Source organism: Kocuria rosea (genome assembly GCF_006094695.1).
Lineage (GTDB): Bacteria > Actinomycetota > Actinomycetes > Actinomycetales > Micrococcaceae > Kocuria > Kocuria rosea.
In genome coordinates this window covers 3,149,268-3,174,338 of record NZ_CP035103.1, presented here as the reverse complement: position 1 = coordinate 3,174,338, position 25,071 = coordinate 3,149,268, and the positions used below count along the sequence as shown (strand labels likewise).

The 25,071-nt window shown below is 74.9% G+C and carries 22 protein-coding genes; 14 read left to right on the top strand and 8 right to left on the bottom strand.

Going from position 1 to position 25,071, the window contains the following annotated elements; all coding sequences use genetic code 11:
* Positions 1-15: 15 nt before the first annotated feature.
* Both EQG70_RS14460 and EQG70_RS14455 read right to left on the bottom strand, forming a co-directional pair.
* The gene (locus tag EQG70_RS14460; RefSeq protein WP_095651063.1) at positions 16-1,557 is read right to left on the bottom strand and encodes a PucR family transcriptional regulator; all 1,542 of its coding nucleotides are present in this window, start codon (positions 1,555-1,557) and stop codon (positions 16-18) included.
* Between the two features lie 68 nt (positions 1,558-1,625).
* Positions 1,626-3,095, bottom strand: coding sequence for an APC family permease (locus tag EQG70_RS14455; protein WP_017832058.1), 1,470 nt, complete (start codon positions 3,093-3,095; stop codon positions 1,626-1,628).
* 218 nt (positions 3,096-3,313) lie between these two features.
* Here EQG70_RS14455 and EQG70_RS14450 point away from each other — a divergent pair, with 218 nt between their 5' ends.
* The 3 genes from EQG70_RS14450 (at position 3,314) to EQG70_RS14440 (ending at position 5,118) form a co-directional block, all read left to right on the top strand.
* The gene (locus EQG70_RS14450; RefSeq protein WP_017832057.1) at positions 3,314-3,649 is read left to right on the top strand and encodes a rhodanese-like domain-containing protein; all 336 of its coding nucleotides are present in this window, start codon (positions 3,314-3,316) and stop codon (positions 3,647-3,649) included.
* On the top strand, positions 3,646-4,647 hold the full coding sequence (pheA, locus tag EQG70_RS14445) for a prephenate dehydratase (RefSeq protein ID WP_167508912.1): 1,002 nt from the start codon (positions 3,646-3,648) through the stop codon (positions 4,645-4,647). The genes EQG70_RS14450 and pheA overlap by 4 nt, the downstream gene beginning before the upstream one ends.
* A gap of 144 nt (positions 4,648-4,791) precedes the next feature.
* Positions 4,792-5,118, top strand: coding sequence for a hypothetical protein (locus EQG70_RS14440; RefSeq protein ID WP_017832055.1), 327 nt, complete (start codon positions 4,792-4,794; stop codon positions 5,116-5,118).
* Between the two features lie 27 nt (positions 5,119-5,145).
* Here the strand turns inward: EQG70_RS14440 and EQG70_RS14435 are convergent, their stop codons facing one another.
* Positions 5,146-6,087 (bottom strand): diacylglycerol/lipid kinase family protein, encoded by a 942-nt coding sequence (locus EQG70_RS14435; RefSeq protein WP_035925994.1) that lies wholly within the window; start codon positions 6,085-6,087, stop codon positions 5,146-5,148.
* 160 nt (positions 6,088-6,247) lie between these two features.
* On the opposite strand from EQG70_RS14435, the gene serS reads away from it, so the two are divergent.
* Both serS and EQG70_RS14425 read left to right on the top strand, forming a co-directional pair.
* Entirely contained in the window at positions 6,248-7,552 is a 1,305-nt protein-coding gene (gene serS / locus EQG70_RS14430; RefSeq protein WP_017832053.1) for a serine--tRNA ligase, read from the top strand.
* 74 nt (positions 7,553-7,626) lie between these two features.
* Positions 7,627-8,628 carry an HAD family hydrolase gene (locus EQG70_RS14425; protein ID WP_109268630.1) on the top strand — a complete coding sequence of 334 codons (1,002 nt, stop codon included), beginning with the start codon at positions 7,627-7,629 and terminating at the stop codon, positions 8,626-8,628.
* Between the two features lie 10 nt (positions 8,629-8,638).
* On the opposite strand, the gene EQG70_RS14420 is transcribed toward EQG70_RS14425, so the two are convergent.
* On the bottom strand, positions 8,639-10,063 hold the full coding sequence (locus EQG70_RS14420; RefSeq protein ID WP_109268631.1) for a dihydrolipoyl dehydrogenase family protein: 1,425 nt from the start codon (positions 10,061-10,063) through the stop codon (positions 8,639-8,641).
* A gap of 149 nt (positions 10,064-10,212) precedes the next feature.
* On the opposite strand from EQG70_RS14420, the gene EQG70_RS14415 reads away from it, so the two are divergent.
* From EQG70_RS14415 to EQG70_RS14400, 4 genes are read left to right on the top strand one after another with little or no spacing between them, the layout of a single operon-like run.
* On the top strand, positions 10,213-10,854 hold the full coding sequence (locus EQG70_RS14415) for an ABC transporter permease (RefSeq protein ID WP_017832050.1): 642 nt from the start codon (positions 10,213-10,215) through the stop codon (positions 10,852-10,854).
* 4 nt (positions 10,855-10,858) lie between these two features.
* The gene (locus tag EQG70_RS14410; RefSeq protein ID WP_109268632.1) at positions 10,859-12,088 is read left to right on the top strand and encodes an ABC transporter ATP-binding protein; all 1,230 of its coding nucleotides are present in this window, start codon (positions 10,859-10,861) and stop codon (positions 12,086-12,088) included.
* The gene (locus tag EQG70_RS14405; RefSeq protein ID WP_229588695.1) at positions 12,085-12,897 is read left to right on the top strand and encodes an ABC transporter permease; all 813 of its coding nucleotides are present in this window, start codon (positions 12,085-12,087) and stop codon (positions 12,895-12,897) included. Before EQG70_RS14410 ends, EQG70_RS14405 begins: the two co-directional genes overlap by 4 nt.
* Positions 12,894-13,874, top strand: coding sequence for a glycine betaine ABC transporter substrate-binding protein (locus EQG70_RS14400; RefSeq protein ID WP_109268633.1), 981 nt, complete (start codon positions 12,894-12,896; stop codon positions 13,872-13,874). The genes EQG70_RS14405 and EQG70_RS14400 overlap by 4 nt, the downstream gene beginning before the upstream one ends.
* Here the strand turns inward: EQG70_RS14400 and EQG70_RS14395 are convergent.
* The 4 genes from EQG70_RS14395 to EQG70_RS14380 form a co-directional block, all read right to left on the bottom strand.
* The gene (locus EQG70_RS14395; protein ID WP_035926011.1) at positions 13,832-14,494 is read right to left on the bottom strand and encodes a hypothetical protein; all 663 of its coding nucleotides are present in this window, start codon (positions 14,492-14,494) and stop codon (positions 13,832-13,834) included. The two genes, EQG70_RS14400 and EQG70_RS14395, sit on opposite strands and share 43 nt — an antisense overlap.
* A gap of 52 nt (positions 14,495-14,546) precedes the next feature.
* Positions 14,547-15,209 (bottom strand): hypothetical protein, encoded by a 663-nt coding sequence (locus EQG70_RS14390; protein ID WP_126346521.1) that lies wholly within the window; start codon positions 15,207-15,209, stop codon positions 14,547-14,549.
* Positions 15,206-18,835 (bottom strand): TM0106 family RecB-like putative nuclease, encoded by a 3,630-nt coding sequence (locus EQG70_RS14385; protein ID WP_109222225.1) that lies wholly within the window; start codon positions 18,833-18,835, stop codon positions 15,206-15,208. Before EQG70_RS14385 ends, EQG70_RS14390 begins: the two co-directional genes overlap by 4 nt.
* A 456-nt stretch (positions 18,836-19,291) precedes the next feature.
* On the bottom strand, positions 19,292-19,819 hold the full coding sequence (locus EQG70_RS14380) for an inorganic diphosphatase (protein ID WP_017832043.1): 528 nt from the start codon (positions 19,817-19,819) through the stop codon (positions 19,292-19,294).
* A 234-nt stretch (positions 19,820-20,053) separates the two neighbouring features.
* Here EQG70_RS14380 and dacB point away from each other — a divergent pair, with 234 nt between their 5' ends.
* From dacB to hpt, 5 genes are all read left to right on the top strand, one after another.
* Positions 20,054-21,508 carry a D-alanyl-D-alanine carboxypeptidase/D-alanyl-D-alanine endopeptidase gene (dacB, locus tag EQG70_RS14375; RefSeq protein WP_109268635.1) on the top strand — a complete coding sequence of 485 codons (1,455 nt, stop codon included), beginning with the start codon at positions 20,054-20,056 and terminating at the stop codon, positions 21,506-21,508.
* 45 nt (positions 21,509-21,553) lie between these two features.
* The gene (locus EQG70_RS14370; RefSeq protein ID WP_051063702.1) at positions 21,554-22,735 is read left to right on the top strand and encodes a zinc-dependent metalloprotease; all 1,182 of its coding nucleotides are present in this window, start codon (positions 21,554-21,556) and stop codon (positions 22,733-22,735) included.
* 126 nt (positions 22,736-22,861) lie between these two features.
* Complete coding sequence (locus EQG70_RS14365) at positions 22,862-23,341, top strand: hypothetical protein (protein ID WP_017832040.1); 480 nt, start codon at positions 22,862-22,864, stop codon at positions 23,339-23,341.
* Positions 23,338-24,453: a tRNA lysidine(34) synthetase TilS gene (gene tilS / locus EQG70_RS14360; protein WP_095650868.1), complete on the top strand. Its 1,116-nt coding sequence runs from the start codon at positions 23,338-23,340 to the stop codon at positions 24,451-24,453. The genes EQG70_RS14365 and tilS overlap by 4 nt, the downstream gene beginning before the upstream one ends.
* A complete protein-coding gene (gene hpt, locus EQG70_RS14355; RefSeq protein ID WP_017832038.1) occupies positions 24,443-24,994 on the top strand; it encodes a hypoxanthine phosphoribosyltransferase in 552 nt (183 codons plus the stop codon). Before tilS ends, hpt begins: the two co-directional genes overlap by 11 nt.
* The last annotated feature ends 77 nt before the right edge of the window (positions 24,995-25,071 follow it).

The window sequence follows — 25,071 nt, the reverse complement described above, 5'->3', positions numbered from 1 at the left end:
AGGAACGACGGCGGGCTACGGCGTCGACCGGTCGGGCCGGTCGGACAGCCGCAGGGCGATCCACAGCTCCGCGCGCAGCTGCGGGTCGTCCACGGACCGGCCGAGCGCCTCCTCGATTTCCTGCAGCCGCTGCTGCAGGGTGTTGCGGTGGATCCCCAGGGCCTCGGCCGTCCCGCTCCGGTTGCCGTTGTGGGCGAGGAACGTGCGCAGCAGGGACAGCCGCCCGGCCCCGTCGAGGGGGCCCAGCAGCTGCCGCGCCCAGGCCCGGGCGGTCTCGGGCGGGAGGAGCCCGGCGACGCCGCCCGCCACGAGGTCGTCCCACGTGCCGACGCGCTGGCGGTCCGTGGTGCGCTCCAGCGCCTCGCGGGCCTCCCGGTCGCTCGCGTCCGTCTCGTGCACGGCCGCCGGGCCGCCGATGCCGGCCCGCAGCCCGGAGGCCTCGGCGGCGGCACGCACCTCGGCGAGCCGCTCCGGGAGGTCCTCCAGCAGCACCGCGACGGTCTGCTCGCCGCCGGGCTCCGTGGCCGGCGCCCCGACGAGCACCGGTCTCGCGCCGTGGGCGGCCTGCGCCTCGAGGCGCCGCACGCCGTCCCGCAGCTCCTCGGCGCCGCCGCGCAGGCGGGCCACCCGCACCCGGGGCGCCGTCGACCACGTCGTGTCGTCCGCCACCCCCAGCAGTGCGTCCGCCGAGCGCACCTCGCCGTTGAGCAGGAGGGCGAGGGCCCCCGCGCGGACCCGGCGGCGGAACAGCGCCTGCTCCGCCGCGCGCTCCGCGTGCAGCGAGAGCAGGGCCACGGCGGTGGCGATGACGCCGGTCCGGACGGGGTCGGCCGGGCCGGGCAGGACCACCACGAGGTAGCTCTGGGGGGCGCCGTCCACCCCGAGGGGGTGGACGACCACCGCGCCGGCCGGGCCGGACTCGCTCAGGGACCCGCGCAGCCCGGCCGGGCGCAGCCGGTCGAGGAGCTCGGGGAGCGTCCGGCCCGCGGGCAGCTCGGGCAGCCCGGGGCCGGAGCGCTCCACGATCCGGGCGTCCGCCGCGCAGACGCCGGCCCACCCGCCGCCGAGCACCGACACCAGCGTGCGCACCACCCGGGCCGGGCCGTTCCGCCCCACCGCGGCCCGGGTCAGGCGCCGCTGCTCGGAGAGCATCGCCTCGAGGGCGGTGCGCGCCTCCGCCGCGCGCATCTCGGCCGCGGCGCGGATGATGCCCAGGAAGGGCGTGCGCTCGGGGACCCGGAACAGGGTCAGCCCGGCGTCCCGGCACGCCGCGGCGAGTGCGTCGGGCACGCGGAGGTAGGACAGCTGTCCGCCCACGCCCAGGCCCAGCGCCACCACGCCCCGGTCCGTGAGCCGGCGGACGTACTCCGTCCAGGAGTGCGCCCGGGCGGAGGTGTGGAGGCCCGTCAGGAGGAGGACCTCTCCGCCTTCGAGGTACGGGGTGGGGTCGGCGAGCTCGCTGGTCACCACCCAGCTCACCGGCAGGTCGGTGGCCGCCTCGACGACGGGCTCCAGCCCGAGCCCGGGCAGGCCGAGCACCTGGGCGACCGTGACCATGGGCAGTCCTCCTCTTCCGCAGTCCTCGCTGTCCTTCCCGGCGCGCCGGGGACCGCCCGGCGGCCGTCTCAGCTCCGCTGCCTGCGGCGCTCGACCTCGGCGACGAGCCGGTGCTCGGCGTCGGCGCCCGGCCGGATCCCGGTGGGGATGCGCAGCAGGAACACGAGCCCGAGCAGCCACCACAGCCCGAAGATGGTCCAGGCGGGCGCGCTGAGGAAGGCGGGCATCCCGGGCAGGTACAGGCTGATCAGGGCGAGGCACAGCACGACCGAGAGCACGCCGATCGCCGTTCCGCCGTGGCCGTGGCCGCCGATCCGGAAGGGGCGTTCCATGCCGGGCTCGCTCCGGCGCAGGATCACGAAGACCACGGAGACCAGGGCGTAGGCGATCACGATGGACGGGGAGCCGGAGTCCACGAGCCAGCCCAGCATCTCGGCGCCGAAGAACGGGGCCACGAAGGAGAGGGCGCCCACGAAGAGCAGGGCGTTGGCCGGGGTGCCGTACTTCGGGTGGAGGCGGCCGAACCACTGCGGCACCATCCGGGAGTTGCCGAGCGCCCAGAGCAGGCGGGACGCCCCCATGAGGAGCGAGTTCCAGGACGTCAGGATGCCGGCGAGGCCGCCGGCGATGAGCAGGTTGGCCACGGCCGTGCTGGAGAACATGGCTCCCATGGCGTCCGCGACCGCGATGTCCGCGCCGGCGATGTCCGCGCCGGACATCGCCGAGGACGTGGTGAGCACGACCATGACGTACCAGGCCGCGGCGAGCAGGACGGAGACGATGATGGTCCCGCCCAGCTGCTTGGCCGGCAGGTGCATCTCCTCGGAGACCTGGGGGATGACGTCGAAGCCGACGAACAGGAACGGGACGGTGACGAGCACGAGGAAGAAGCCGGCCGTGCCGCTCGTGAAGAACGGCTCCATGGTGTCGACCGAGCCGCGGGTGAACGCCCCGAAGATCATCATGAGTCCCACGATCAGCAGGAAGAGGATCACGAAGATCTGCACCATGGAGGCGTGCTTCACGCCGCGGATGTTGATCGCGGTGATGATGACGGCGGTCAGCGACCCCACCAGCGCCCAGGTCAGGTTCACCTCGAAGCCTGCCACGGTCCACAGCGGGATCTGGCTCAGGCCCGGGAAGATGTACTGCAGGGTGCGGGGGACCGCCACGGCCTCGAAGGCCACGATGGTGATGTAGCCGCCGGTGATGGCCCAGGACCCGACGAAGGCCCACCGGGCGCCCATGCCGCGCAGGAGGTAGTTGTGCTCCCCGCCCGCGTACGGCATGGCGGCGACGAGCTCGCCGTAGACGAGTCCGACGACGGCCATGATGAGCCCGCCGGTGACGAGGGCCAGCACGGTGCCCATGGTCCCGGCTTCGGCCAGCCAGTCGCCGGTGAGGATGACCCAGCCGAAGCCGATCATCGCGCCGAAGCCGAGGGCGATCGCGTCGAGGCGGCCGAGGACCTTCTTGAAGCCGTGGTCCTCGCGGTCCGGGGCGTCGGGCCCCGCGCTGCGGGGTTCGCTGGTGCTCATGGGAGTTCTTCCTTCTGTCGAGGACACCCGGACGAGGTGCCTGGTCGTACCCGCCGCACGGCACTCCCGGCGGCGAGGGCACAATTTATACAGGGATTGTTTCGTCCCTGTGTGCCGCCTGGAAGCCCCCGTCCGCCCGCGGGGTGGGCGCACCGGCCCCCGCGCCCGCGGACTAGGCTGGTCCGGGACAGCCCGTTCCCGACGAGAGGACCCGGACCATGGACAACCTGGACAGCCTGCCGAGCGCCTCGGTGGAGGAGATCCCCGAGGGCGCACGCGTCCTGGACGTGCGCGAGGACGAGGAGTGGGAGGCCGGGCACATCGCCGGTGCCCAGCACATCCCGCTCCGGCAGCTCCCGGAGCGCTACGGCGAGGTGCCGGTGGACGAGGACGTGTACGTGATCTGCCGCTCCGGCGGCCGGTCCCTCAAGGCCACGGCGTACCTCCAGCAGTACGGCTTCGACCCCATCAACGTCCTGGGCGGCATGGGGGCGTGGATGGACGCCGAGAAGCCCATGGTGTCCGAGACGGGCGAGACCCCGAACGTCCGTTGAGGTACGCCTACCTGGGCCCCGCCGGCACCTTCACCGAGGCCGCGCTGCTGAGCGTGGCGGGCGCCCGTGAGGCGGAGCGCCTCCCCGTGTCCTCCGTGCCCGTGGCGCTCGCGGCCGTCCGCTCCGGCGAGGTCGACGCCGCCATGGTGCCCATCGAGAACTCCGTGGAGGGCGGCGTGACCGCGACCCTCGACGCGGTGGCCACCGGCAGCGAGCTGCGCATCGTCCGTGAGGCGCTGGTGCCCATCAGCTTCGTCCTCGTGGCCCCGCCGGGCACGGCGCTCGCCGACGTCCGCTCGGTCTCCACGCACTCCCACGCCTGGGCCCAGGTGCGGGGCTGGATGGACGAGCGGCTGCCGGGCGTGGACTACGTCCCGGCGTCCTCCACGGCCGCCGCGGCGCTCGCGCTGCTCCCCGGCGGGGCGGGGCGCGAGGGGCCGGCGTCCCGGGCGGGCTTCGACGCCGCGGTCTGCTCGCCCGTGGTCGTCGAGCAGCACCCCGAGCTCGAGGTGCTGGCGCAGGACATCGGGGACAACAGGGCCGCCGTCACCCGGTTCGTGCTCGTGGCCCGGCCCGGGGTGCCCCTGCCGCCGCGCACGGGCGCGGACCGCACCACGCTCGTCATTCCCCTGTGGGAGGACCGCGCCGGGGCCCTCATGGAGATCCTCGAGCAGTTCGCGACCCGGGGGGTCAACCTCTCGCGGATCGAGTCGCGGCCCACGGGCAACTTCCTCGGGGAGTACTTCTTCAGCGTGGACGTCGACGGTCACATCCTCGACGCCCGGGTGGCGGACGCCGTCGAGGGTTTGCGCCGCGTCTGTCCCAGCACGCGCTTCCTCGGCTCCTATCCGCGGGCCGACCACAAGGTGGCGACCGTGGCCCCGCACCACTCCGACGACGCCTTCCGCGAGGCGGCCGCCTGGGTCGCCGCCCTCCAGGACCGCGACCGCCGGACCCCGGAGAACCCGCCCGTGCAGGGCGCACCGGGCGGCGCGTAACGCGAGGACGCGCACCGCACCCCCGCTTGTTAGCAATTGCGAATACATGCACCATGGGGAGTGCGGGCGCGTCCGTGCCCGCGATCTTCAGCCGGTGTCGATCGACCCCCCGGGTCGGGACCGAGCCCGACCGGAGGTGCCACCATGCCTGCTCCCGCCGTCCGCCGCCTCGCCCTCGCCGCCGCCCCGGCCCTCCTGGCCTGCGCGCTCGCCGCTCCGCCGGCCGCGGCGGCCGCGCCGCCCGAGCCGAGTCAGGTGGTCCGCGTCGAGATCGGCCCGAGCCCCGTCGTCGGGGACCCCCGGACCGCCGACGCCCTCGACCTCGTGCCGGCCTCCCGGGTCGTCCCGGAGCCGGTCGCCTCGGTCACGGACCGCGGGCAGGGCCCGCTCGTGGCCGTGGGACTGGCCGTGCTCGCCCTCGTGGCCGCGTTCGTGGCGGGCCTGAGCCGCCGGCCCGATCCCGCCGACTGACCCGCGGGGCCCGGGCGCCCGTGCGGGTCAGTCGCCCTGGGAGGGCGGAACCCGCACGGAGAGCGCGCCCGGGAGGATCTCGGACTCGAACCCGTTGATCAGCCCGGTGCCGTCCCCGTCCATCTGGGACTCGATGGGCTCGTGGAACTCCACGCGCACCTTCTTCGCGGCGAAGAACTCGATCACGGGCAGGTCGCGCCGCTGCCGGAACACGACCTTGGCGGCCATCAGCGCCCACTCCAGCGTGCTGCGCGGGGACATCACCACGAGGTCCAGCAGGCCGTCGTTGATCTTGGCCTGCGGCACCAGGATCAGGCCCGCGGTGAGGATCCCGCAGTTGGCGGCCATCACGGAGCGGACGCGGCGGCTCTGCCACTCGCCGTCGTCGATCCGGAAGCGGGCCCACCGCGGGGGCGCGATCAGGTGCCGGACCCCGGCCTCCCCGTAGGCCGCCCAGCCGACCAGCTTCTTCAGCTCGTCCCGGGTGTCCGTCATGATCTGGGCGTCGAAGCCCGCCCCGCCCATGACGCAGAACGCGTGGTCCCCCACGGTCCCGTCCTCGAGCTCCACGCGGAACGTGGCCATGTCGATGGCCCGCTCCGCGCCGAAGAGCGCGATGTCCACGTTGCGGTGGGGATCGCCCAGGTCGGCGCCCAGGTTGCGGGCCAGGAGGTTGCCGGTGCCCAGCGGGATGAGGCCCAGCGGGGTGTCGTGGCCGACCAGCGCCTCCGCCACGGCCCGGACGGTGCCGTCGCCGCCGGCGGCGATGACGAGGTCGGCGCCCTGCTCGAGCGCCTCGCGGGTCATCGAGGAGCCCGGGTCGTCCTCCGCGGTCTCGTAGAACACGGGGTCGGGGAACCCGCCCTTGCGGCACCCGATGATCACGGCGTCGCGGGCGACGTCCGCGTCGGCCTTGATGGGGTTGATGACGACGGCGACCCGTTTGGGGGCCACGGGAGTGGCGGTCACGGAAGGACTCCTCGGTTCTGCGGCGCCGGGGACCGGTGGCGCCGTGCGGTGGGGCGGTGGCGCCGCGGCACGGCGCCGCGGGCCCGCGGCGCCGGGCGGATCGCGACGGGCCTCCACCCTAACCCCCGTCGCGTCCGGAGGACTTGGGTACCCTGTCAGGGTGATCGACATCAACCAGCTCCGTGAGAACCCCGACGTCTTCCGCGCCTCGCAGCGTGCCCGCGGGGCGGACGACACCCTGATCGACCGGATCCTGGAGGCGGACGTCGAGCGCCGCCGGCTGATCACCGAGTACGAGTCCCTGCGGGCCGAGCAGAACGCCTTCGGCAAGCAGGTGGCCCGGGCCCAGGGCGAGCAGAAGCAGGCGCTGCTCGCCGAGGTCAAGGAGCTGGCCGCCCGGGTCAAGGAGGCGCAGGCGGCCGCGGAGGCCGCCCGTGCCGGTCAGGACGAGCTCGTCGCGGTCGTCGACAACCTCGTCCTCGACGGCGTCCCCACGGGCGGGGAGGACGACTTCGTCCTGCTCCGGACCGTCGGGGAGCCCCGCGACTTCGCCGCGGAGGGCGTCGAGCCCAGGGACCACCTGGAGATCGGCGAGCTCGTGGACGGCATCGACATGGAGCGGGGGTCCAAGGTCTCCGGCGCCCGGTTCTACTTCCTCAAGCGCGACGTCGCCCGGCTCGAGACCGCCCTGCTGCTCATGGGCCAGGACCAGGCGCTGGACAACGGCTTCGTCCCCATGACCACCCCGAACCTCGTGCGCCCCGAGATCATGAGCGGCACGGGCTTCGACGTCGCCCACTCCGACGAGATCTACCACGTGGGCAAGGACGAGCTGTACCTCGTGGGCACCTCCGAGGTCCCCCTGGCGGGCTACCACGCCGACGAGATCCTCGACCTCTCCGACGGCCCGCTGCGCTACGCCGGCTGGTCCTCCTGCTACCGCCGCGAGGCCGGCTCCGGGGGCAGGGACACCCGGGGCATCATCCGCGTGCACCAGTTCAACAAGCTCGAGATGTTCGTCTACTGCTCCCCGGAGGACGCGGAGGCGGAGCACGCGCGGCTGCTCGCGTGGGAGGAGGAGATGCTCGCCAAGTGCGAGCTCGCCTACCGGGTGATCGACACCGCCGCCGGGGACCTCGGCACCTCCGCGGCCCGCAAGTTCGACTGCGAGGCCTGGGTCCCCACCCAGGGCAAGTACCGGGAACTGACCTCCACGTCGAACTGCACCACCTACCAGGCGCGGCGGCTCAACATCCGGGAGCGGCTGCCCGAGACCACGGACGCCGCCGGCAAGGTCCGCAAGGGCGGCACCCGCACGGTGGCCACCCTCAACGGGACGCTGGCGACCACCCGCTGGCTGGCCGCCATCCTCGAGACCCACCAGCAGGCCGACGGGTCGGTGCGCGTCCCCGAGGCGCTGCGGCCCTACCTGCGCGGCCAGGAGACCATCCCCGTCCGGCGCTGAGCCGCCGGGAGGCGTTCGGCTCCCGTTCATCTCACATCGACATCTCGGCCATCCTGTCGGTGTGATGTGGCACCATGTCCCGCATGACAAAAGAAAAGACCGCTGGCACCGAGGACCAGCACGAACTCGTCGGCATCAACTCCACCGTCCCGCTGAAGGTCGAGCACTCGGAGGACCTCAGCGACACGGCCGGCGGCACCACCGCGCCCGCGCGCTCCGCCGCCGACGTCCGGATCCCCCTCAAGGTCCAGCCTCCCCGCTCGAACGGGTGGAAGAAGGAGGCGGGCGTCCAGTACCTGGTGGCCCTCGACGTCGACGGCACGCTCGTCGACCACGACGGCCACATGTCCCGGCCGGTGCGCGAGGCGGCCCAGGCCGTGCTGGCGGCCGGCCACCACGTGGTCATCTCCACCGGGCGCTCCAAGGGGGCGACCCTGCCCGTGGTGGAGCTCATCGGCCAGGAGCGCGGCTACGCCGTGTGCTCCAACGGCGGCATGACGCTCGAGCTGGACCCGGAGCTGCCGGCGTACCACCGGGTGCTCGAGTGCGTCTCCTTCGACCCCGGCCAGGCCCTCGAGGCCCTCGAGCAGCGTCTGCCCACCGCGAAGTTCGCCCTCGAGACCGAGGACGGGTCCTTCTACTCCACGGAGCGCTTCCAGGACGCGTCCTTCGGCATCGAGGCGATCGGCGTGGACCTGCACCAGCTGGCGCGGATGAAGGCCGTGCGCATGGTGGTGTACAGCACGGAGCACACCCCGGAGGAGTTCGCCCGGGCGATCGACGAGGCCGGGCTGCGCGGCGTCACGTACTCCGTGGGCTGGAGCGCCTGGCTCGACATCGCCGCCAACGGCGTCTCCAAGGCCAGCGCCCTGGAGCAGATCCGCCGCCGGCTCGGCGTGGACCCGTCCCACACGGTCGCCGTCGGCGACGGCCGCAACGACATCGAGATGCTCGACTGGGCCGCCCGCGGCGTGGCCATGGGCCAGTCCCCGGACGAGGTCGCGGCCGCGTGCCACGAGGTGACGCACACGGTCTACGAGGACGGCGTCGCCCGGATCCTGCGCTCCCTGCTCTGAGCCCGGCGGCTCAGAGCCCGTACTCCTCGAGCAGCCGCAGCCAGACCTCGCTGATGGTGGGGAAGACGGGCACCGCGTGCCAGAGCCGCTCCAGCGGCACCTCGCCGACCACGGCGACGGTCGCCGCGTGCAGCAGCTCCGTCACGTCCGGGCCGGCGAAGGTCGCGCCCACGAGGGTCCGGCGCCGGCGGTCGACCACGAGCTGGGCCCAGCCCCGGTAGTCGTCGCGGTGCAGGAGCGCTCCGGCCACGTCGATGGCGTGCTCCACGACGTCCACCTCGAGGCCGTCCGTGCGGGCCTGCTCGGCGGAGCGGCCCACGGAGGCCACCGCGGGGTCGGTGAAGACCACCTGCGGGACGGCGCACCCGTCGGCCGTGGACGCGTACGGGGACCACGGGGGCGCGGACGCTCCCAGCCGGCCGGCCGCGCGCGCCACGACCGCGTCCGCGACGGCGCGCGCCTGGTACTTCCCCTGGTGGGTCAGCAGGGGCCCGCCCGCCGCGTCCCCGGCGGCGTAGAGCCAGCCGCCCTCCGCACCCGCCACGAGGCCCGAGCCGTCGACCCGCAGCGCGGAGGGGTCCAGGCCGAGCTCCTCGAGGCCCAGGTCCGCGAGCGCGGGCCGCCGCCCCGTGCTCACCAGCAGCTGCTCCGCGGACACGGTCCCGCCGCCCTCGAGGTCGAGCTCGACACCGCCGCCGGCGGACCGGACCCGCTCCGTGGCCCGCCCCTCGACGACCGTGACGCCCTCGGCGTCGAGGGCCTCGGCGACCAGCCGCGCGGCGGTGGACGGGAAGACGCTCAGCAGCCGGCTGCGGGCGACCACCGTGACCCGGGAGCCCAGGCGGGCGAAGGCCTGCGCGAGCTCCGTGCCGGCCACGCCCCCGCCGAGCACCGCCAGGGACCCGGGGACCTCCTGGGCGGCGGTGGCGTCGCGCGTGCCCCAGAACGGCACGTCCCCGAGACCCGGGACCGGGGGCACGACCGGCCGCGAGCCCGTGGCCAGCACCACGGCGTGCCGGGCCTCGAGCACCCGGACGCCGCCGTCCTCGGCGGTGACCCGGACCCGCCGGGGCCCGGCCAGCGCGCCCCGGCCCCGGACCAGGTCCACGCCGGCCCCGGCCAGCCACTCCGCCTGGCCGGTGTCGTCCCAGTGCGCCGCGAACCCGTCCCGGCGGCGCAGCACCGCCGCCGCGTCCGGCGGGCCGGTGACGGCCTCGGCCGCCCCGGCCACTCCGCGGGCGGCCTCGAGGGCCGCGCCCGGGCGCAGCAGCGCCTTCGAGGGCGTGCACGCCCAGTAGGAGCACTCCCCGCCCACGAGCTCCGCCTCGACGAGCGCGGCGCTCAGCCCGCCCCGCACCACGCGGTCGGCCGCGTTCTCGCCGACCGGACCACCGCCGATCACCACCACGTCGTACCTGTCCCGGGGCTCTGTCATGCCCCGAGTCTGCCAACGGGCGCGCCGCCCGACAACAGCCCCGACGGCGCTCGGGCAGGTGTGATCCGGGCCATCTCCATGAGAACGGAGTGCTAGCCTTCTTGCCAGGCCGGGTGACCACGTCATCGACGACGACCGAAGGGTGTGCCGTGATCGAGTACGTCTCCGACCGGTGGGAACAGATCCTCTTCGCCAGCTGGCAGCACTTCTCCCTGGTGGTCCAGTGCCTGGTCCTGGCCACGGTCCTGGCGGTGGCCCTCGCGGCGCTGTGCTACCGCTCGCCCCGGCTCACGACCGTGGCCAACAACGTCTCGGCCGTGGGGCTGACCATCCCGTCCTTCGCGCTCATCGGCCTGCTGATCGCCCCGCTGGGGTTCGGGGTGGCCCCCGCCGTCGTCGTCGTCACCTTCTTCGCCGTCCTCCCCGTCCTGCGCAACGCGCTCGTGGGGCTCGCCGGGGTCCCGCAGGCCACCGTTGAGGCGGCGCGCGGGCTCGGCATGAGCAGGGCGGCGACCTTCCTGCGCGTGGAGCTGCCGATGGCGTGGCCGGTCATCCAGGCCGGCATGCGGGTCTCGGCGCAGATGGTGATGGGCGTGGCCGCCATCGCCGCCTACGTGCTCGGCCCCGGCCTGGGCGGCTTCATCTTCTCGGGCCTGTCGCGGCTCGGGGGCGCCAACTCCTTCGCGTCGGTCGTCACCGGCGTCGTGGCCGTCATCGTCGTCGCACTCATCCTGGACGGGCTGCTCGTGCTGCTCGGCCGGCTCACCACATCGCGAGGTATCCGTGTCTGACTCCATGACCACCCCCCGCACAGACTCCTCCGTCACCGGGGCCCGGATCCTACTGGAGAACGTCTCCAAGCGCTACCCCGGGCAGGCCAAGGCCGCGGTCGACGGCCTGACGCTCGAGATCCCCGCGGGCAGCATCGTCATGCTCGTGGGCCCCTCCGGCTGCGGCAAGACCACCACGCTGAAGATGATCAACCGGCTCATCGAACCCACCGAGGGCCGGATCGTCATCGACGGCCAGGACGTGACCTCGATGAACGGCGACGAGCTGCGCCGCGGCATCGGCTACGTGATCCAGGCCGGCGGGCTGTTCCCGCACATGAGCGTGGCCACCAACATCGGCATGGTCCCGAAGATGCTCGGCTGGGACAAGCAGCGCATCGCCGCCCGCGTGGACGAGCTGCTCGAGCTCGTCTCCCTCGACCCGGCCGTCTACCGCGACCGGTACCCGAGAGAGCTCTCCGGGGGTCAGCAGCAGCGCGTCGGGGTGGCCCGCGCCCTGGCCGCGGACCCGCCCGTGCTGCTCATGGACGAGCCGTTCGGGGCCGTGGACCCCATCACCCGCCAGCGGCTCCAGGACGAGCTCATCAACATCCAGCACGAGCTGCAGAAGACCATCGTGTGCGTGACCCACGACTTCGACGAGGCGGTCAAGCTCGGCGACTGGATCGCGGTCTTCGACGAGGGCGCCCGGATCGTCCAGTACGACGCCCCGGAGCGCGTCCTGGCGGAACCGGCCGACGATTTCGTGGAGGACTTCATCGGCTCGGGCGCGGGGCTCAAGCAGCTCACCCTCACCCGGGTCCGGGAGGTCGACCTCGTCCCCGCGGTGACCACCCGTCCCGGCGAGGACGTCCGGGCGGTGCTCGGGCGGATCGACGAGGCGGGCACCCGGGACGTCGTCGTCGTCGACGAGCGCGGCCGGCCGCTGTCCTGGCCCTCCCGCCGGCAGCTCGAGCGCTTCGGGACCGTCCCCGGGGAGCGCAACGACCGCCTGCCCCTGGTCGGCACGAGTTCCACGCTCAACGACGCGCTGGACACCATGCTCGTCTCCAGCACGGGGGCGGCGCTCGTGGTGGGGCCGCGGGACCGGTTCGAGGGCGTCATCTACGTCGAGACCGTCATGGCCGCGATCACCGAGGCCCGCCGGGCCGTGGCCGCGGAGGACGCGCCCCTCGGCCACAACACGGGTGAGATGCCCGCGGTCAGCGCGAGCCCGGGAGGCGGGGACCGATGAGCGCACAGACCGAGCGCCCCGCCGCCGCGGAGCCGGAGCCCGCCGACGACCCCGTGTCACGCCCGGCCGCGGCCGACCCGGACCAGCGCACCTGGAAGGGCCTGCTCCTGCAGCCCGTGGCGATCCTCGCGGCGCTGGGCCTGCTCGTGCTCTGGCTGACCACGGCGGAGCTCACCGAGACGGAGGCCGTGACCCTGAGCCCCGCATCGCTGTGGGCCCTGACCCTGGAGCACCTGCAGCTGACGGTCGTGGCCACGGTGGTGGTCCTGCTCATCGCGATCCCGGTCGGCATCCTCCTGACCCGCAGACCGTTGCGCTTCCTCACGGGCCCGGTCATCGCGCTGGCGAACGTCGGCCAGGCCGCCCCGGCGGTGGGCCTCGTCGTCCTGTTCGCCTTCTGGTTCGGCTTCGGCTTCCGGGCGGCCGTGGTCGCCCTGATCGTCTACGCGATCCTGCCCGTCCTGAAGAACACGATGGTGGGCCTCGACGGGGTGGACCGCAGCCTCGTCGAGGCGGGCCGGGGCATGGGGATGAGCGCCGCCGCGGTCCTATTCCGGGTCGAGCTGCCCCTGGCCGTGCCCGTCATGCTGGCCGGCGTGCGCACCGCCCTGATCCTGGTGGTCGGCACCGCGACCCTCGCCACGTTCATCAACGGTGGCGGGCTCGGGCTGCTGATCACCACCGGGGTCAACCTCAACCTCGTGCGGGTGCTGATCGCCGGCTCGATCCTCGTGGCGCTGCTCGCCCTCGCCATCGACTGGGTCGGCCGTGTCGTGGAGCACGTCGCGCGGCCGAAGGGACTGCGATGAGAACCTCCCGCGCCGCCGGCGGCGCCCTGCTGCTCTCCTGCGCCGGCCTGCTGCTGACCGGCTGCGGGCTCGAGCCGTCCACGGCCTACGTGCCCGACGCCGCGCCCGGCTCCATCCGGCCCGTCGAGGGCGCGGAGGGGACCGAGGTGCGGGTGACGTCCAAGAACTTCACCGAGCAGCTGATCCTCGGCAAGATCGGGGTGCTCGCGGTGCAGGCCGCCGGCTTCGAGACCGAGGACATCACCAACGTGCCCGGGTCCCAGCCGGTGCGCGAGCTCATGCTCTCCGGGGACGCCGATCTCACCTTCGAGTACACCGGCACGGCCTGGCTGACCTACCTCGGGCGGGCGGAGGGCATCCCGGACCAGCAGGAGCAGTGGCGGGCCGTGTACGAGGAGGACCTCGGCAACGGGCTGACGTGGGGCGCCCCGGCGGCCCTCAACAACACCTACGCCATGGCCGTGCGCTCCGAGTACGCCGAGGCCAACGACCTGGCGACCGTCTCGGACATCGCGGACCTGCCGGTGGCCGAGCGGACGTTCTGCGTGGAGTCGGAGTTCAACTCCCGCAGCGACGGGATGACCCCCCTGCTGGCCCACTACGACCTGGACCGCGGCAGCGAGGTGCCCGAGGGCAACATCGGCATCTACGACACCGGCGCGATCTACTCGGCGACCGACGACGGGGAGTGCAACTTCGGGGAGGTCTTCTCCACGGACGGCCGCATCCCGGCCCTGGACCTGACCGTGCTCGAGGACGACCGGCAGTTCTTCCCCGCCTACAACGCCGCCCCCGTCTTCAGCACGGAGCTGCTGGACGAGTTCCCCGCGCTCGAGCAGGTCCTGGAGCCGATCGCCGCGGCGCTCACCGACGACGTGATGCAGGAGCTCAACCGGCAGGTGGACGTCGAGGGGCGGGACCCGGCCGACGTCGCCTACGAGTGGATGATCTCCGAGGGGTTCATCGTCGAGCCCTGAGCCCCGCCCGCCGGGCCGCCCCGGGCCGGCTCGCACAGGCCCAGCAGCCGGGCCGCCGCGGGCCGGGCGTCCTGCTCCTCCTGCCACAGGGAGCGGGCCACCGCCTTGGAGACCGCCTGCGGGGAGATGCCGAGCTCGGCGGCCACGGCCTTCTGCTGGCCGCGGGCCCCCGGCACGAGCAGGTCGACCACGCGCCACTCCGCGTCGCTGCGCTCCGCCACGATCCGGCCCAGCAGCCGCAGCACGGCCTGCGCCTGCGCCGCGGCGGGCGCGTCCTCGGCGACCACGCGCACCGGCACCCGGCCCGCGGCGGCCTCGGCGGCGGCGCGCGCGTGCGCCGTCCCGGGGCCGTCGGCGCGCAGGCCCGTCCGGCCCTCCGGGTCGGTCGCCGTCTCCAGCCGGACCGGCCCCACCCCGACCCCCACGCTCCAGGCCGATCCGCGCAGACCGGCGAGCGCGGCCGCGACCGCGGCGCCGGGATCGGCGGTGATGCCCTGCACCGCGTGCGCCCGGGCGCGCTGGAACGGCACCACGGTCTCGAGGTCCGCGAGGCGGCGCAGGAGGCCCGGCACGAGGTCGCCCGCCTCGCGGCGGCGCTGGTCCAGGGTCACGACGTACACGGTCCCAGTATCGGGCACGGGGGCCGCGGGGGAGCGGGGGCGCGGCGGGGACTCACTCCCAGAACCGCGGCTCGATGTCGACCCCCTGCACGATGAGCTCGTCCTCGAGGGGCTCCCGGCACACCACGGGCAGGCGCAGGCAGCCGATGCGGTCGTCGGGGCCGAAGTAGGCGGTGAGCCGGTCGAAGCCCTGCCGGAACGAGGCCAGCTCCTTGGCCGTGGCGGCGACCTCCGCCAGGTCGGCGTCGGAGCCGAGCACCCAGAAGGAGTCCGGGTCGGTCAGCTGGAGCAGTCCCACGGCCACCCCGGCGTCGTTGTTCTCGGTCCCGGCCCAGCCCGGGACCCGCAGCCACCCGCCCGGTGCCGCCGCGCCCAGGGCCGGCGCCAGGGGGTCGTACTCCCACGCCCGGGCCTGCTGCAGCCACGCGGGCGGCGCCGGGAGGTAGAGCGGGCCGTCGAGGTCCACGGGCCACCGGGCGGCGGCGAACGCCCCGGCGTCCACGCGGTCCCAGAACTGCTCCGCGGTGAGGTCGGTGCCCACGCTGTTGAGCGCCGCCCCGGGATCGTCCTGGTGCATGCCGTGCCAGTAGGTGGGGCGGGTCCGGACGTCGGCGCGCCGCAGCAGGGCGTCCAGCTCCTCCAGGTGGGCCGGCTCGCCGAGCACCACCGTCCTGGACTCGAAGTGCAGGACGTAGGGCACGCGCTCGGTGCTCACGGCAGCCCCGCGGGCCGTCCGCGGCGGCACAGCCGCGTGAAGCGGCCGAGCACCTGCAGCGCCTCCGGGGTGGCGGGCAGGTAGTCCGTCAGGGCGGGGGAGCGCACCACCACGGCGCACCACTGCCCCCGGGAGACCGCCACGTTGAGCCGGTTGGGGGAGAGCAGGAACTCCATCCCGCGGGGGCCGTCGGCCGCGGAGGCGGCCATCGACACGATCACGACGGGGGCCTCCTGGCCCTGGAACCGGTCGACGGTGCCCACCCGGACCCCGCCGCCGTCCTCGTCCCGCAGGCCCGCGGCGGCGAGCTCCCGGCCGATCAAATCGACCTGGGCGTTGTACGCGGCCACCACGAGCACGTCCTCGGGCGCCAGCGGCACGGGGGGTGCCCCCGGACCGGAGCGCCACGGCGTCCCGGCGAACTCGTGCACCAGCTCCACGACGCGCCGGGCCTCCTCGGGGGAGGCCGTGCGGTTGCCGGTGTGCTCGACGTAGCAGGTGCGCAGGCCCGGGGCCACGCCGGTGAGCTCTCGGCGGCCCGCGGCCGGGGCGGACCCGAGCCGCCCGGCGTAGGAGAGCTCGGAGACCGGTTCGCACAGGGCCGGGTGCATCCGCCACGTGCGGTCCAGGAAGTAGCCGTGCTCGGCGGGCAGGGTGGGCGAGCCGTGGGAGAGCCAGCCCAGCGCCGACTCGTCCACGGGCAGGGGGTGGGTGCCCTGCGAGACCTGCGGCAGCTGCTGCGGGTCGCCCAGCAGCAGCAGGCGCCGCGCGGCCCGGGACACGGCCAGGGTGTTGGCCAGCGAGTACTGCCCGGCCTCGTCGACCACGAGCAGGTCCAGGGCCTCGTCCTCGAGGTGCTTGGCGTTGGAGAAGTCCCACGCGGTGCCGCCCACCACGGCGCCGCCGTCCGCCAGGAACGCGGCGAAGTCCTTCCCCGGGACGTCGCGCCACGGCGTCTCCCGGTCCGCGGGCCGGCCCGAGGGCGGCTTCTTGCCGACGCGCTCGGGGGCGACCCCGCCCTTCTCGAGCACCCCGGTGAGGAGGTTCTCGACGACGGCGTGGGACTGCGCCACCACGCCGATCCGCCAGCCGGCCTCCACGAGCCGGCCGATCACGTGGGAGCCGAGGAACGTCTTGCCGCTGCCCGGGGGCCCCTGGACGGCGAGGAAGCTGCGGTCGAGCGAGCGCAGGGCACGCACCACGGCGTCGATCGTGCCGTCGGGGCCGTCGTGCGGGCGGGGCAGGGGGCTGCCGTCCGCGGGCCGCGGCGCCCGGCGCTGCAGCAGCTCGAGGCCGGGCTGCCGCGGGAGCTCCGGCAGGGCGTCGGCCGTGCGGGCGGCGAGGGTCTGCAGGGACTCCTCGAGGGAGCGGGTGGCGATCGGCTGGGCCGGGCCCAGTGCGATCGGCAGCTCCGCCCAGGGCTCGGGGGCCGGGGCGTCCCGCGGCTTCTTGAGCCGTTCGCGCACGGTGAGCACCGCCGTGCCGTCCTCGTGCTCCTCGACGTGCTCGAGGGCGGCGGTCCAGTCCCCGGCGCGGCCGCTGCCGCGCGGGGCGGCGTCCTCGGCCAGGTGCGCGGGCACGGGGGCCCCGTACATCAGGAACAGCCCGGCGGTGCCGGGTCTGGGGGTGGAGCCCTCGCCGAACCGGCCCGCGAGGCGCAGGAGCCGGGTGGGTGCGGCGCTGCTGCGCTTGCCCGGGTCCTTCGCCCAGTCCTCCAGGACCTCCGCGCGCCGGACCACGAACACGTCGCGGGTGTCCTCCCAGTCCTCCACGGGGCCCTCGAGGCGGTCGAAGTGGGACCACCAGTACTGCTTGCGCTCGCGCCGGTGGTAGCCGGTGGCGGAGGCGACCATCGCGACGGCCGTGCGCTGCTCCTCGGTCAGGACGTCCCGCGCGGACGGGTCGTCCAGGTGCTCGTGCAGGCGCTGCTCGGCACCGGTCATCCCGGCGTCCGGCAGCTCCTCGGGCAGCTCGAGCCGCTCCTGGGCGGGGCGCGGCGGGTGGTCCGCCGGGTCCGGGGAGATCCCGGCGAGGCCCAGCAGCCAGTCCCGCAGCCGCAGGGTCGAGAGGCAGTCGTAGGCGTTGTAGTCGGCGATCCCGGCCAGCAGCCGCGCCGCGTCCTCCTCCCGCCCGGCCGCCCGGGCCGTGCACCAGTCGGCGTAGGCGACCACCGACGCACCGGCGTCCACGACGTCCCCGGTGCGCAGGTGCTCGCCCATGTAGAGCGGCTCCAGCTTCTTGATGGAGTACGAGCTCTCCGACAGCCGCAGGCTTCCCCGCACCGTGTCGTAGAGGTCCACCAGCACGTTCTCGCGCAGCAGCTCGTCCACGGCGTCCTCGCCCACGGCGTGCACGAGCGAGAGCCGGCGCAGGGCCGCCTTCTCGTAGTTCGCGTAGTGGTAGACGTGCATGCCGGGGAAGCGCCGGCGCCGTTCGGCCACGTAGTCGAGGAACGCCCGGAGCGCGTCCCGCTCCTGGGCCCGGGAGTGCGCCCAGAACGGCCGGAAGACGGGGGCGGCGCCGGGCTCCGGGGGCTGCTCCACGACGCCGAACAGGTACTCGAGCCCCCAGGACGTCGCGTCCCCCGGGTCCTGCCACAGCGGGTCGCCCTCGAAGTCGAAGAACACGTCCCCGGCGTCCGGGGCGGGCAGCCGCCGCACGGGGTCCGTGGCCGTGACCCGGTAGGCGATCCGGCGGGTCCCCCCGTCCTTCCGGTACTCGACCGAGCCGTCCTCCCCGCCCCGGCCGGTCTGCATGGCCGCCTGGTCCCGCAGCCGCCGCAGCGCGGCGGGGAGCCGCCGGTCCTCCAGCAGCGCGAGCTCGTCGACGGTGCGCACGCCGTGCCGGTCGCGCAGCGTGCGGCGCACCCGCACGGACAGCCCCGCCGTCAGCAGCAGGTCCCGGTGCTCGGCGACGGCCCGGGCGCAGTGCTCGCACCGGCCGCAGCGGGCGACGTCGTCGTCCTGCCAGTCCACGGGCCCGGGCCGCGCCCGGTGCGCGGCGGCGGCCGCGACGAAGCGCTCCCGGCGCTCGCGGTAGACCGCCAGGTGCTCGGAGACGGGGAAGACCGCCTCCCGCTGGTCGCCGAGGACCAGGGTGACCTCGGGGGCCACGTCCACCCCGGCCCGCTCGAGCTGGTCGGCGTAGGCGGCGAGCTGGAGCAGGGCGGTGACCTTGGCGTGCCGGGCGAGCTTGGTGTCGTGCACCGCGTACGCGCCGTCCGGGCGGCGGACGAGGAAGTCGGCGCGGCCGTGGAAGGCACCGTCGAAGAAGGAGGCCTGGAAGACCACGTCGGCGCCCGCGCGCAGGGCGTCCAGGGACTCGGCGTGCTTGGCGGTCAGCTCGTCCCGGTCCATCCGCCGGGCCGGCTCGACCTCGTGCACCCCCCGTCCGGTCGCCGCGTCCCACGGGCCGAACGCCGCCAGGTGCGCGGCCAGGACCCGGTGCTCGTGGGCGTCGCCCAGCTCGGCCGTGCGGGCGAGCATCGCGTCCCGCTCCGGGGCCCGGCGCGGCGCCCGCCCCAGCTTCTCGTCCAGGACGCACAGGCTCGCGTAGGGGCACTCGGCCGCGCGCACCAGGTCGCTCGCGGAGAAGACGAGGTCCGCCTCGGGGCCCAGCAGGAACATGCGCATCCTTCCGACGGCGCCGGGTCCGTCCCGGGTCCGCGTCCATCGAACCACAGGGACCGGACGTCACAAGGAGGGCGGGACCGGCAGCGCAGGACGGGGATCGGCCGGCAGGTCCTCGGACCTGCCGGCCGACTCCCGGGGGCCGGTGACCGGCCCGCCGGGATGGACCGGGAGAGATCGATGGGATGCGGCGCGGGTGGGGGGACCCCCGCCGCCACCGGGCACCTCGCGGGTGCGCTCCGGCGACCTCGATCCCGGTCGGCGGCCCGGATGCCGATGGGGGGATGCATCCTGGGGCCGTCGGGCCGGCTGAGCCGGCCGATCCCAATATAACGAAATTCATGGAATCCCTGTAGGGCGCACGTCACGCGCCGACCCGGGTCGGGCCCGGGGCCCCGAACGCGCGGGGGCCGGGGACCCTCCGGTCCCCGGCCCCCGCGCGTGCCCGTCCGCTCAGTCGGTGGACGGGGCCTTCTCCTCGGCCTCGGCGGCCGAGTCGTAGTGGGACTGCTCGAAGCGCTCGCGGGCCTCCTCGACGAGGCGCTCGGCGGTCTCCCGGCCCTCCCAGCCCTCGCCCTTGACCCACTTGTTGGGCTCGAGGTCCTTGTAGCGCTCGAAGAAGTGCTGGATCTCCTTGAGCTTGTACTCGTCGATGTCGTCGAGACCCTGGATGTGGTCGTAGCGCTTGTCCGTGGACACGCACAGGATCTTCGCGTCCCCGCCGGCCTCGTCGTTCATGTTGAACACGGCGATGGGGCGCGACTCCACGAGCACGCCCGGGACGATCTCGAAGTCCAGGAGCACGAGGGCGTCCAGGGGGTCGCCGTCCTCGCCCAGGCTGTCCTCGAAGTAGCCGTAGTGCGCGGGGTACTGCATCGACGTGAACAGGACGCGGTCCAGGCGGAGGCGGCCGGTCTCGTGGTCGATCTCGTACTTGACGCGCGATCCCCGGGGGATCTCGATGGTGACGTCCAACTCCATGGTGCTTCTCCTCGTGCTGGATGGGCCCGGAAGGGCCGGAAAGGGCTGACAGCGGCCGAGCGCGGCCGCACCACCCGGGCGGGGTGGGGCAGATCCGAGACCCACGATAGCGGCGGCCCCGCGGGCGGCGGTAACCGTCCGGCCCGCCACGGGGCCGCGCCCGGCCCGCCGCGGCGCCGCTCCGGGGCCGGCGCCGGTCCGCCGCGGCGCCGCGGACCGGGCCACAATGGGGGCATGAGCAGTCCCCGACGCCACGGTCCCCCCGCCGGGCGACGGCGGCCGCGGGCCCGTCCGGGCCCCGGTCACCGCGCCCTGACGGCGCTGCTCGCCGCCGGCTGCGTGGGCGTGGCGGGCTGGCTGCACCCCCACTGGGCCCCCGCGCTGGGCCTGGCCGGGAACGACCTCCCGGCGGCCCGAGTCCTCCCCGCGGAGGCGCCCGCCCCCGCCGGGGCCGTTCCCCCCGACCCGGCCGCCCCCGTGCCCGGCGCCGCCGAGGTGGCCGCGGCGGTGGAGCCCGTGCTCGCAGGCACCGCCGGACGGCGCTCCGTCCTCGTGGCCGACGCCCTCACCGGGGAGCCGCTGCTCGAGCGGGACGCGGACGCGCCCCTGGTCCCGGCCTCCAACCAGAAGCTCGTCACGGCGCTGTCCCTGCTCACCCACGCCGACCCCGGCCGGCGCCTGCGCACCACGGTGGTCGAGGGGCCGGAGCCGGGCACGGTGGTGCTGGTGGCCGGCGGGGACACCCTGCTGAGCCCGGGCGGCTCCGACCCGGACGCCGTGCTGGGCCGGGCCGGGATCCGGACCCTGGCGCAGGCGACGGCCGAGGCGCTCGCCGAGCGCGGGGCGGCCGGGCCCACCGCCGTGCGGTGGGACGCGAGCCTGTTCGCCGGACCGGACGTCAACGAGGACTGGGCCGCGGGTGACGTCGCGGCGGGGCAGATCGGGCCGGTGGCGCCCATGGCGTTCTGGTCCCACCGCGTGCCCGCGGGGGAGGGGCCGTCGGCGGAGCGGCCCGTGGACGCGGCGCAGGACGTCGCCGAGGTCTTCGCGGCCGAGCTCGCGGCCCGGCTCCCCGGGGGCGGGGCGCCCTCCGTCCCCGCGGTCGCGCCCGGCCGGGCGCCCGAGGGTGCGGCCGAGCTGGCCGCCGTCGAGTCCGCGACCCTCGCCGAGCAGGCCGAGCTCATGCTGCAGGACTCCGACAACCACCTCGCCGAGGTCCTCTCGCGGCTCGCGGCCCGGGCCGCGGACCGGCCCGCGAGCATCGCCGGCGGCCGTGCCGCCGCGGCCGCGGCGCTCGAGGCGCACGGCGTCCCGGCGCCGGGCGCCGTGCTCTCCGACGCGTCCGGGATGTCCCTGCGCAACCGCATCCCCGCCCGCGCGCTCGAGCAGGTCGTGCGGGCCATGGTCACCGACCCCACGGGGGCGCTGACCCCCGGCGCCCGGGCGCTCCCGGTGGCCGGCGGCAGCGGGACCCTCGCCGGCCGGTTCGACGACGACGCCGAGCGCCCCGGGCGAGGCCTGGCGCGGGCGAAGACAGGCACGCTGAACTCCGTGGTCGCCCTCAGCGGGCACGTCAGCACGGACGGGGGGCGGCTGCTGACGTTCTCCGTGGTGCTCAACGAGGTCGCCGACCCCGCCGCCGCCCGGGACGCCGTGGACCGCGCGGTGGCGGCCCTGGCCCTCCTGTGACGGCCCGCGCCGGGCGCTCCCAGGCGCGTGTGGTTGCATGAGGCCATGAGCGCAGCACAACGACCGCCGGAGACGGACGCGCCCGGGATCGTCCGGTGGGACCTCGCGGCCTCAGCCGCCGCCCGGCTCACGCCGCCGGGGCCGAGGATGTCCGCCCGGGCCATGCAGGCGGCGGTGGCCTCCATGCGCCGCCACGCCGAGGCGTCCGTGGACCACGTCCACCGGATCACCGGGCTCGAGGCGGCGCGGGACCTGCGGGACTCCACCGTGCTGGTCGTGGACCGCGCCGGGTGGTCGAAGGCCAACGCCCAGGCCTTCGAGGTGCTCATGGAGCCGGCGGTCGAGGCCCTGCGCCGGCGCCGCCCGGAGCAGTTCGGCGCGGCCGCCACCGCCCTCGGCGGCACGGCCACCGCCATGGAGATGGCGGCGGTCCTCGGGTTCCTCTCCGCGAAGGTCCTGGGCCAGTACGACCCGTACGCCGGGCTGGTCTCCGCCGTGGCCGCGCAGCGGCACCCCGGCGGGCGGCTGATGCTCGTCGCGCCCAACATCCTCACGGTCGAGCGGGAGCTCAACGTCGAGCCGGAGGACTTCCGGCTGTGGGTCTGCCTCCACGAGCAGACCCACCGCGTCCAGTTCGCCGCGGCCCCGTGGCTGCGCGAGCACATGATCGAGCAGATCAACGAGCTCGCCGACTCCCTCATGGGGCACGCCGAGACCCTCGGGGCGCGGCTCACGGAGGCGGTCCGCTCCCTGCCCGGGCGCGGCGCGGGGGCGGAGGAGCCCCGGGCCTCCCTCGGCGTGGTGGGCCTGCTCATGGGGCGGCGGGAGCGGGAGGTGCTCTCCCACCTCACCGCCGTGATGAGCCTGCTCGAGGGGCACGCGAACTTCGTGATGGACGGGGTGGACGCCTCCGTGGTGCCCTCCGTGAAGACGATCCGGCGGCGCTTCGAGCGGCGCTCCGAGCTCCAGGGCAGCCTCGACCGCTTCGTCCGGCGCCTGCTCGGGATGGACGCGAAGATGCGCCAGTACAGCGACGGCCAGCGGTTCGTCACGACCGTGGTGGGGACCGTGGGGCTGGAGTCGTTCAACCGGATCTGGGAGGCCCCGGAGCACCTTCCCACGGAGGTCGAGATCCACGCCCCGGAGCGCTGGATCGAGCGCGTGCTGGGCCCGGGCGCACCGCCGCGCCGGCTCCTCCCCGCCCCGGAGCCGCCGGGAATGTGGTAGACACCACGCACCCCCGTTTGACATGCAGATTCATACACATTACGGGTGGGGCGCCCCGCCTCGGAGACCTCGGTCACAGCGCGACACGCGGTAGGTCGGATCACCTTTGTGTGACAAAATCTTTACGTGAGCACAGAGAATATCGAACAGCAGGTCAAGCTGTACGGCCAGCCCCTGTCGGAGCGCTTCGGCACGGTCGTCCAGGCCTACGGCATCACGCAGCGGCGACTGGCCGAGGTCCTCGGCCTCTCCGCGCCCATGCTGTCGCAGCTCAACAGCGGCCGCCGGATCAAGATCGGCAACCCGGCGGTCTACGAGCGCCTGGTGATGCTGGAGCAGCGCATCGGCACCCCGGACATCGAGGAGGTCCTCGCCGCGGTCGAGGCCTCGCAGCCCGTGCTGTCGACCACGCAGATCCAGGCCGGCATCCACAGCGAGACCAACGCCGTCGCGGCCCTCGCCCACGTGGTCCCGCGGCACGAGCTCGAGGCCGCCCTGGACCTGCTCGGCGAGACCGCCCCGACCCTCGCCAAGGTCGTGCGCCTGGCCGTGCGGGAGTCGCAGAACCAGCAGGCCGCGAGCGACCGCGAGGACGCCCGCCGGTGACCCAGTTCGCCCGCCGCGGCCGACTGTCCCCGGACGTCGCCGCGGGGCGGCGCCGTGTGCTCGACTCCGTCCGGCAGCACGTCCCCCGGACCTCCGCGGAGCCCCCGCTCGTGCTGGTGGCCTGCAGCGGCGGCCCCGACTCCCTCGCGCTGGCCGCCGCCGCGGCCCACTTCGCCCGGCGCGGCACGCTGCGCGTGGGCGCCGTGGTGGTCGACCACGGCCTCCAGGAGGACTCCGCGGCGGTCGCGGCCCGCGCCGCCCGCACGCTCGAGCAGACCGGGCTGGCGCCCGTCGTCGTCACGGCCGTGACCGTGCGCCGGGACGCGGGCGGCCCCGAGATGGCGGCCCGCACCGCCCGCTACGCGGGCATCGCGGAGGTCGTGGGGCGCACGGGCGCCGACGCCGTGCTGCTCGGGCACACCCTGGACGACCAGGCGGAGTCCGTCCTGCTGGGCCTCGCCCGCGGCTCCGGCACCCGCTCGCTGGCCGGGATGCCCCCCGTGCGCGAGCTCGACGGCGTCACCTACCTCCGCCCGTTCCTCGACCTCTCCCGCGCGCAGACCCTGGAGATCTGCGCCGCCGAGCAGCTCGAGCCCTGGCACGACCCCACGAACCGGGACACCACCCTGATGCGCTCCCGGGTCCGCCACCGCGTGCTCCCGCTGCTGGAGGACGAGCTCGGCCCCGGTCTGGCCCGTGCCCTGGCCCGGTCCGCCGCGATCCTCGGCCCCGACGCGGACTACCTCGACGGCGCCGCGGGGGAGCTGCTCGAGCGCGCCCGCGCCGCCGCCCCGGAGCTGCCCGGCTCCCTGGCCCTGGACCTCGCCACGGTGCGGGCCGCGCACCCCGCGCTGCGCCGCCGCGCCCTGTCGGCGGCCGTGGTCGCCGCCGGCGGACAGACCCCGGCCTACGAGCGGCTCGGCGCGCTGGACGAGTTCGCCGCGGGACACGGGGCCGCGGGGCCCGTGCAGATGGCGGGTAAGGTGTCGGTGTGGCGCCGCCGCCCGACGGCGGGCACCCGTGGCCCGGGGCACCTGGAGCTCGTCCGCCCGCGGCCCGCGAGCGCCACCCGACCCGCATCCGCATCACCCGAGGAGCGCCGTGAAGGCTGAGGACGTCCAGGGGGATCTCACCGAGGTCCTGTACAGCAAGGAAGACATCGACACGAGGATCGCCGAGCTGGCGGCCGCCGTGGACGCCGACTACCGGGGCCGGGACGTCCTGCTCGTGGGCGTGCTCAAGGGTGCGGTGATGGTCATGGCCGACCTGTGCCGGGCGCTCCAGGGCCAGTACCCCATGGACTGGATGGCCGTGTCCTCCTACGGCTCCGGGACCAAGTCCTCGGGCGTGGTCCGCATCCTGAAGGACCTGGACACGGACCTCACAGGGCGGGACGTGCTCATCGTCGAGGACATCATCGACTCGGGCCTGACCCTGTCCTGGCTGCGCGCCAACCTCGAGTCCCGCGGCACGGCCTCGGTGGAGATCTGCGCCCTGCTGCGCAAGCCCGAGGCCGCGAAGACCTCCATCGACGTCAAGTACGTGGGCTGGGACATCCCCAACGAGTTCGTGGTGGGCTACGGGCTCGACTACGCCGAGAAGTACCGCAACCTCGACTGCATCGCGACCCTGGCGCCGCACGTCTACGAGTGAGCCGGCGCCCCCGGCGGGCGTGCGCCGCGGCGGTTCCCGGGCCGGGTGTCCGCTGACAGGGAACTCCCGGCCCGTCC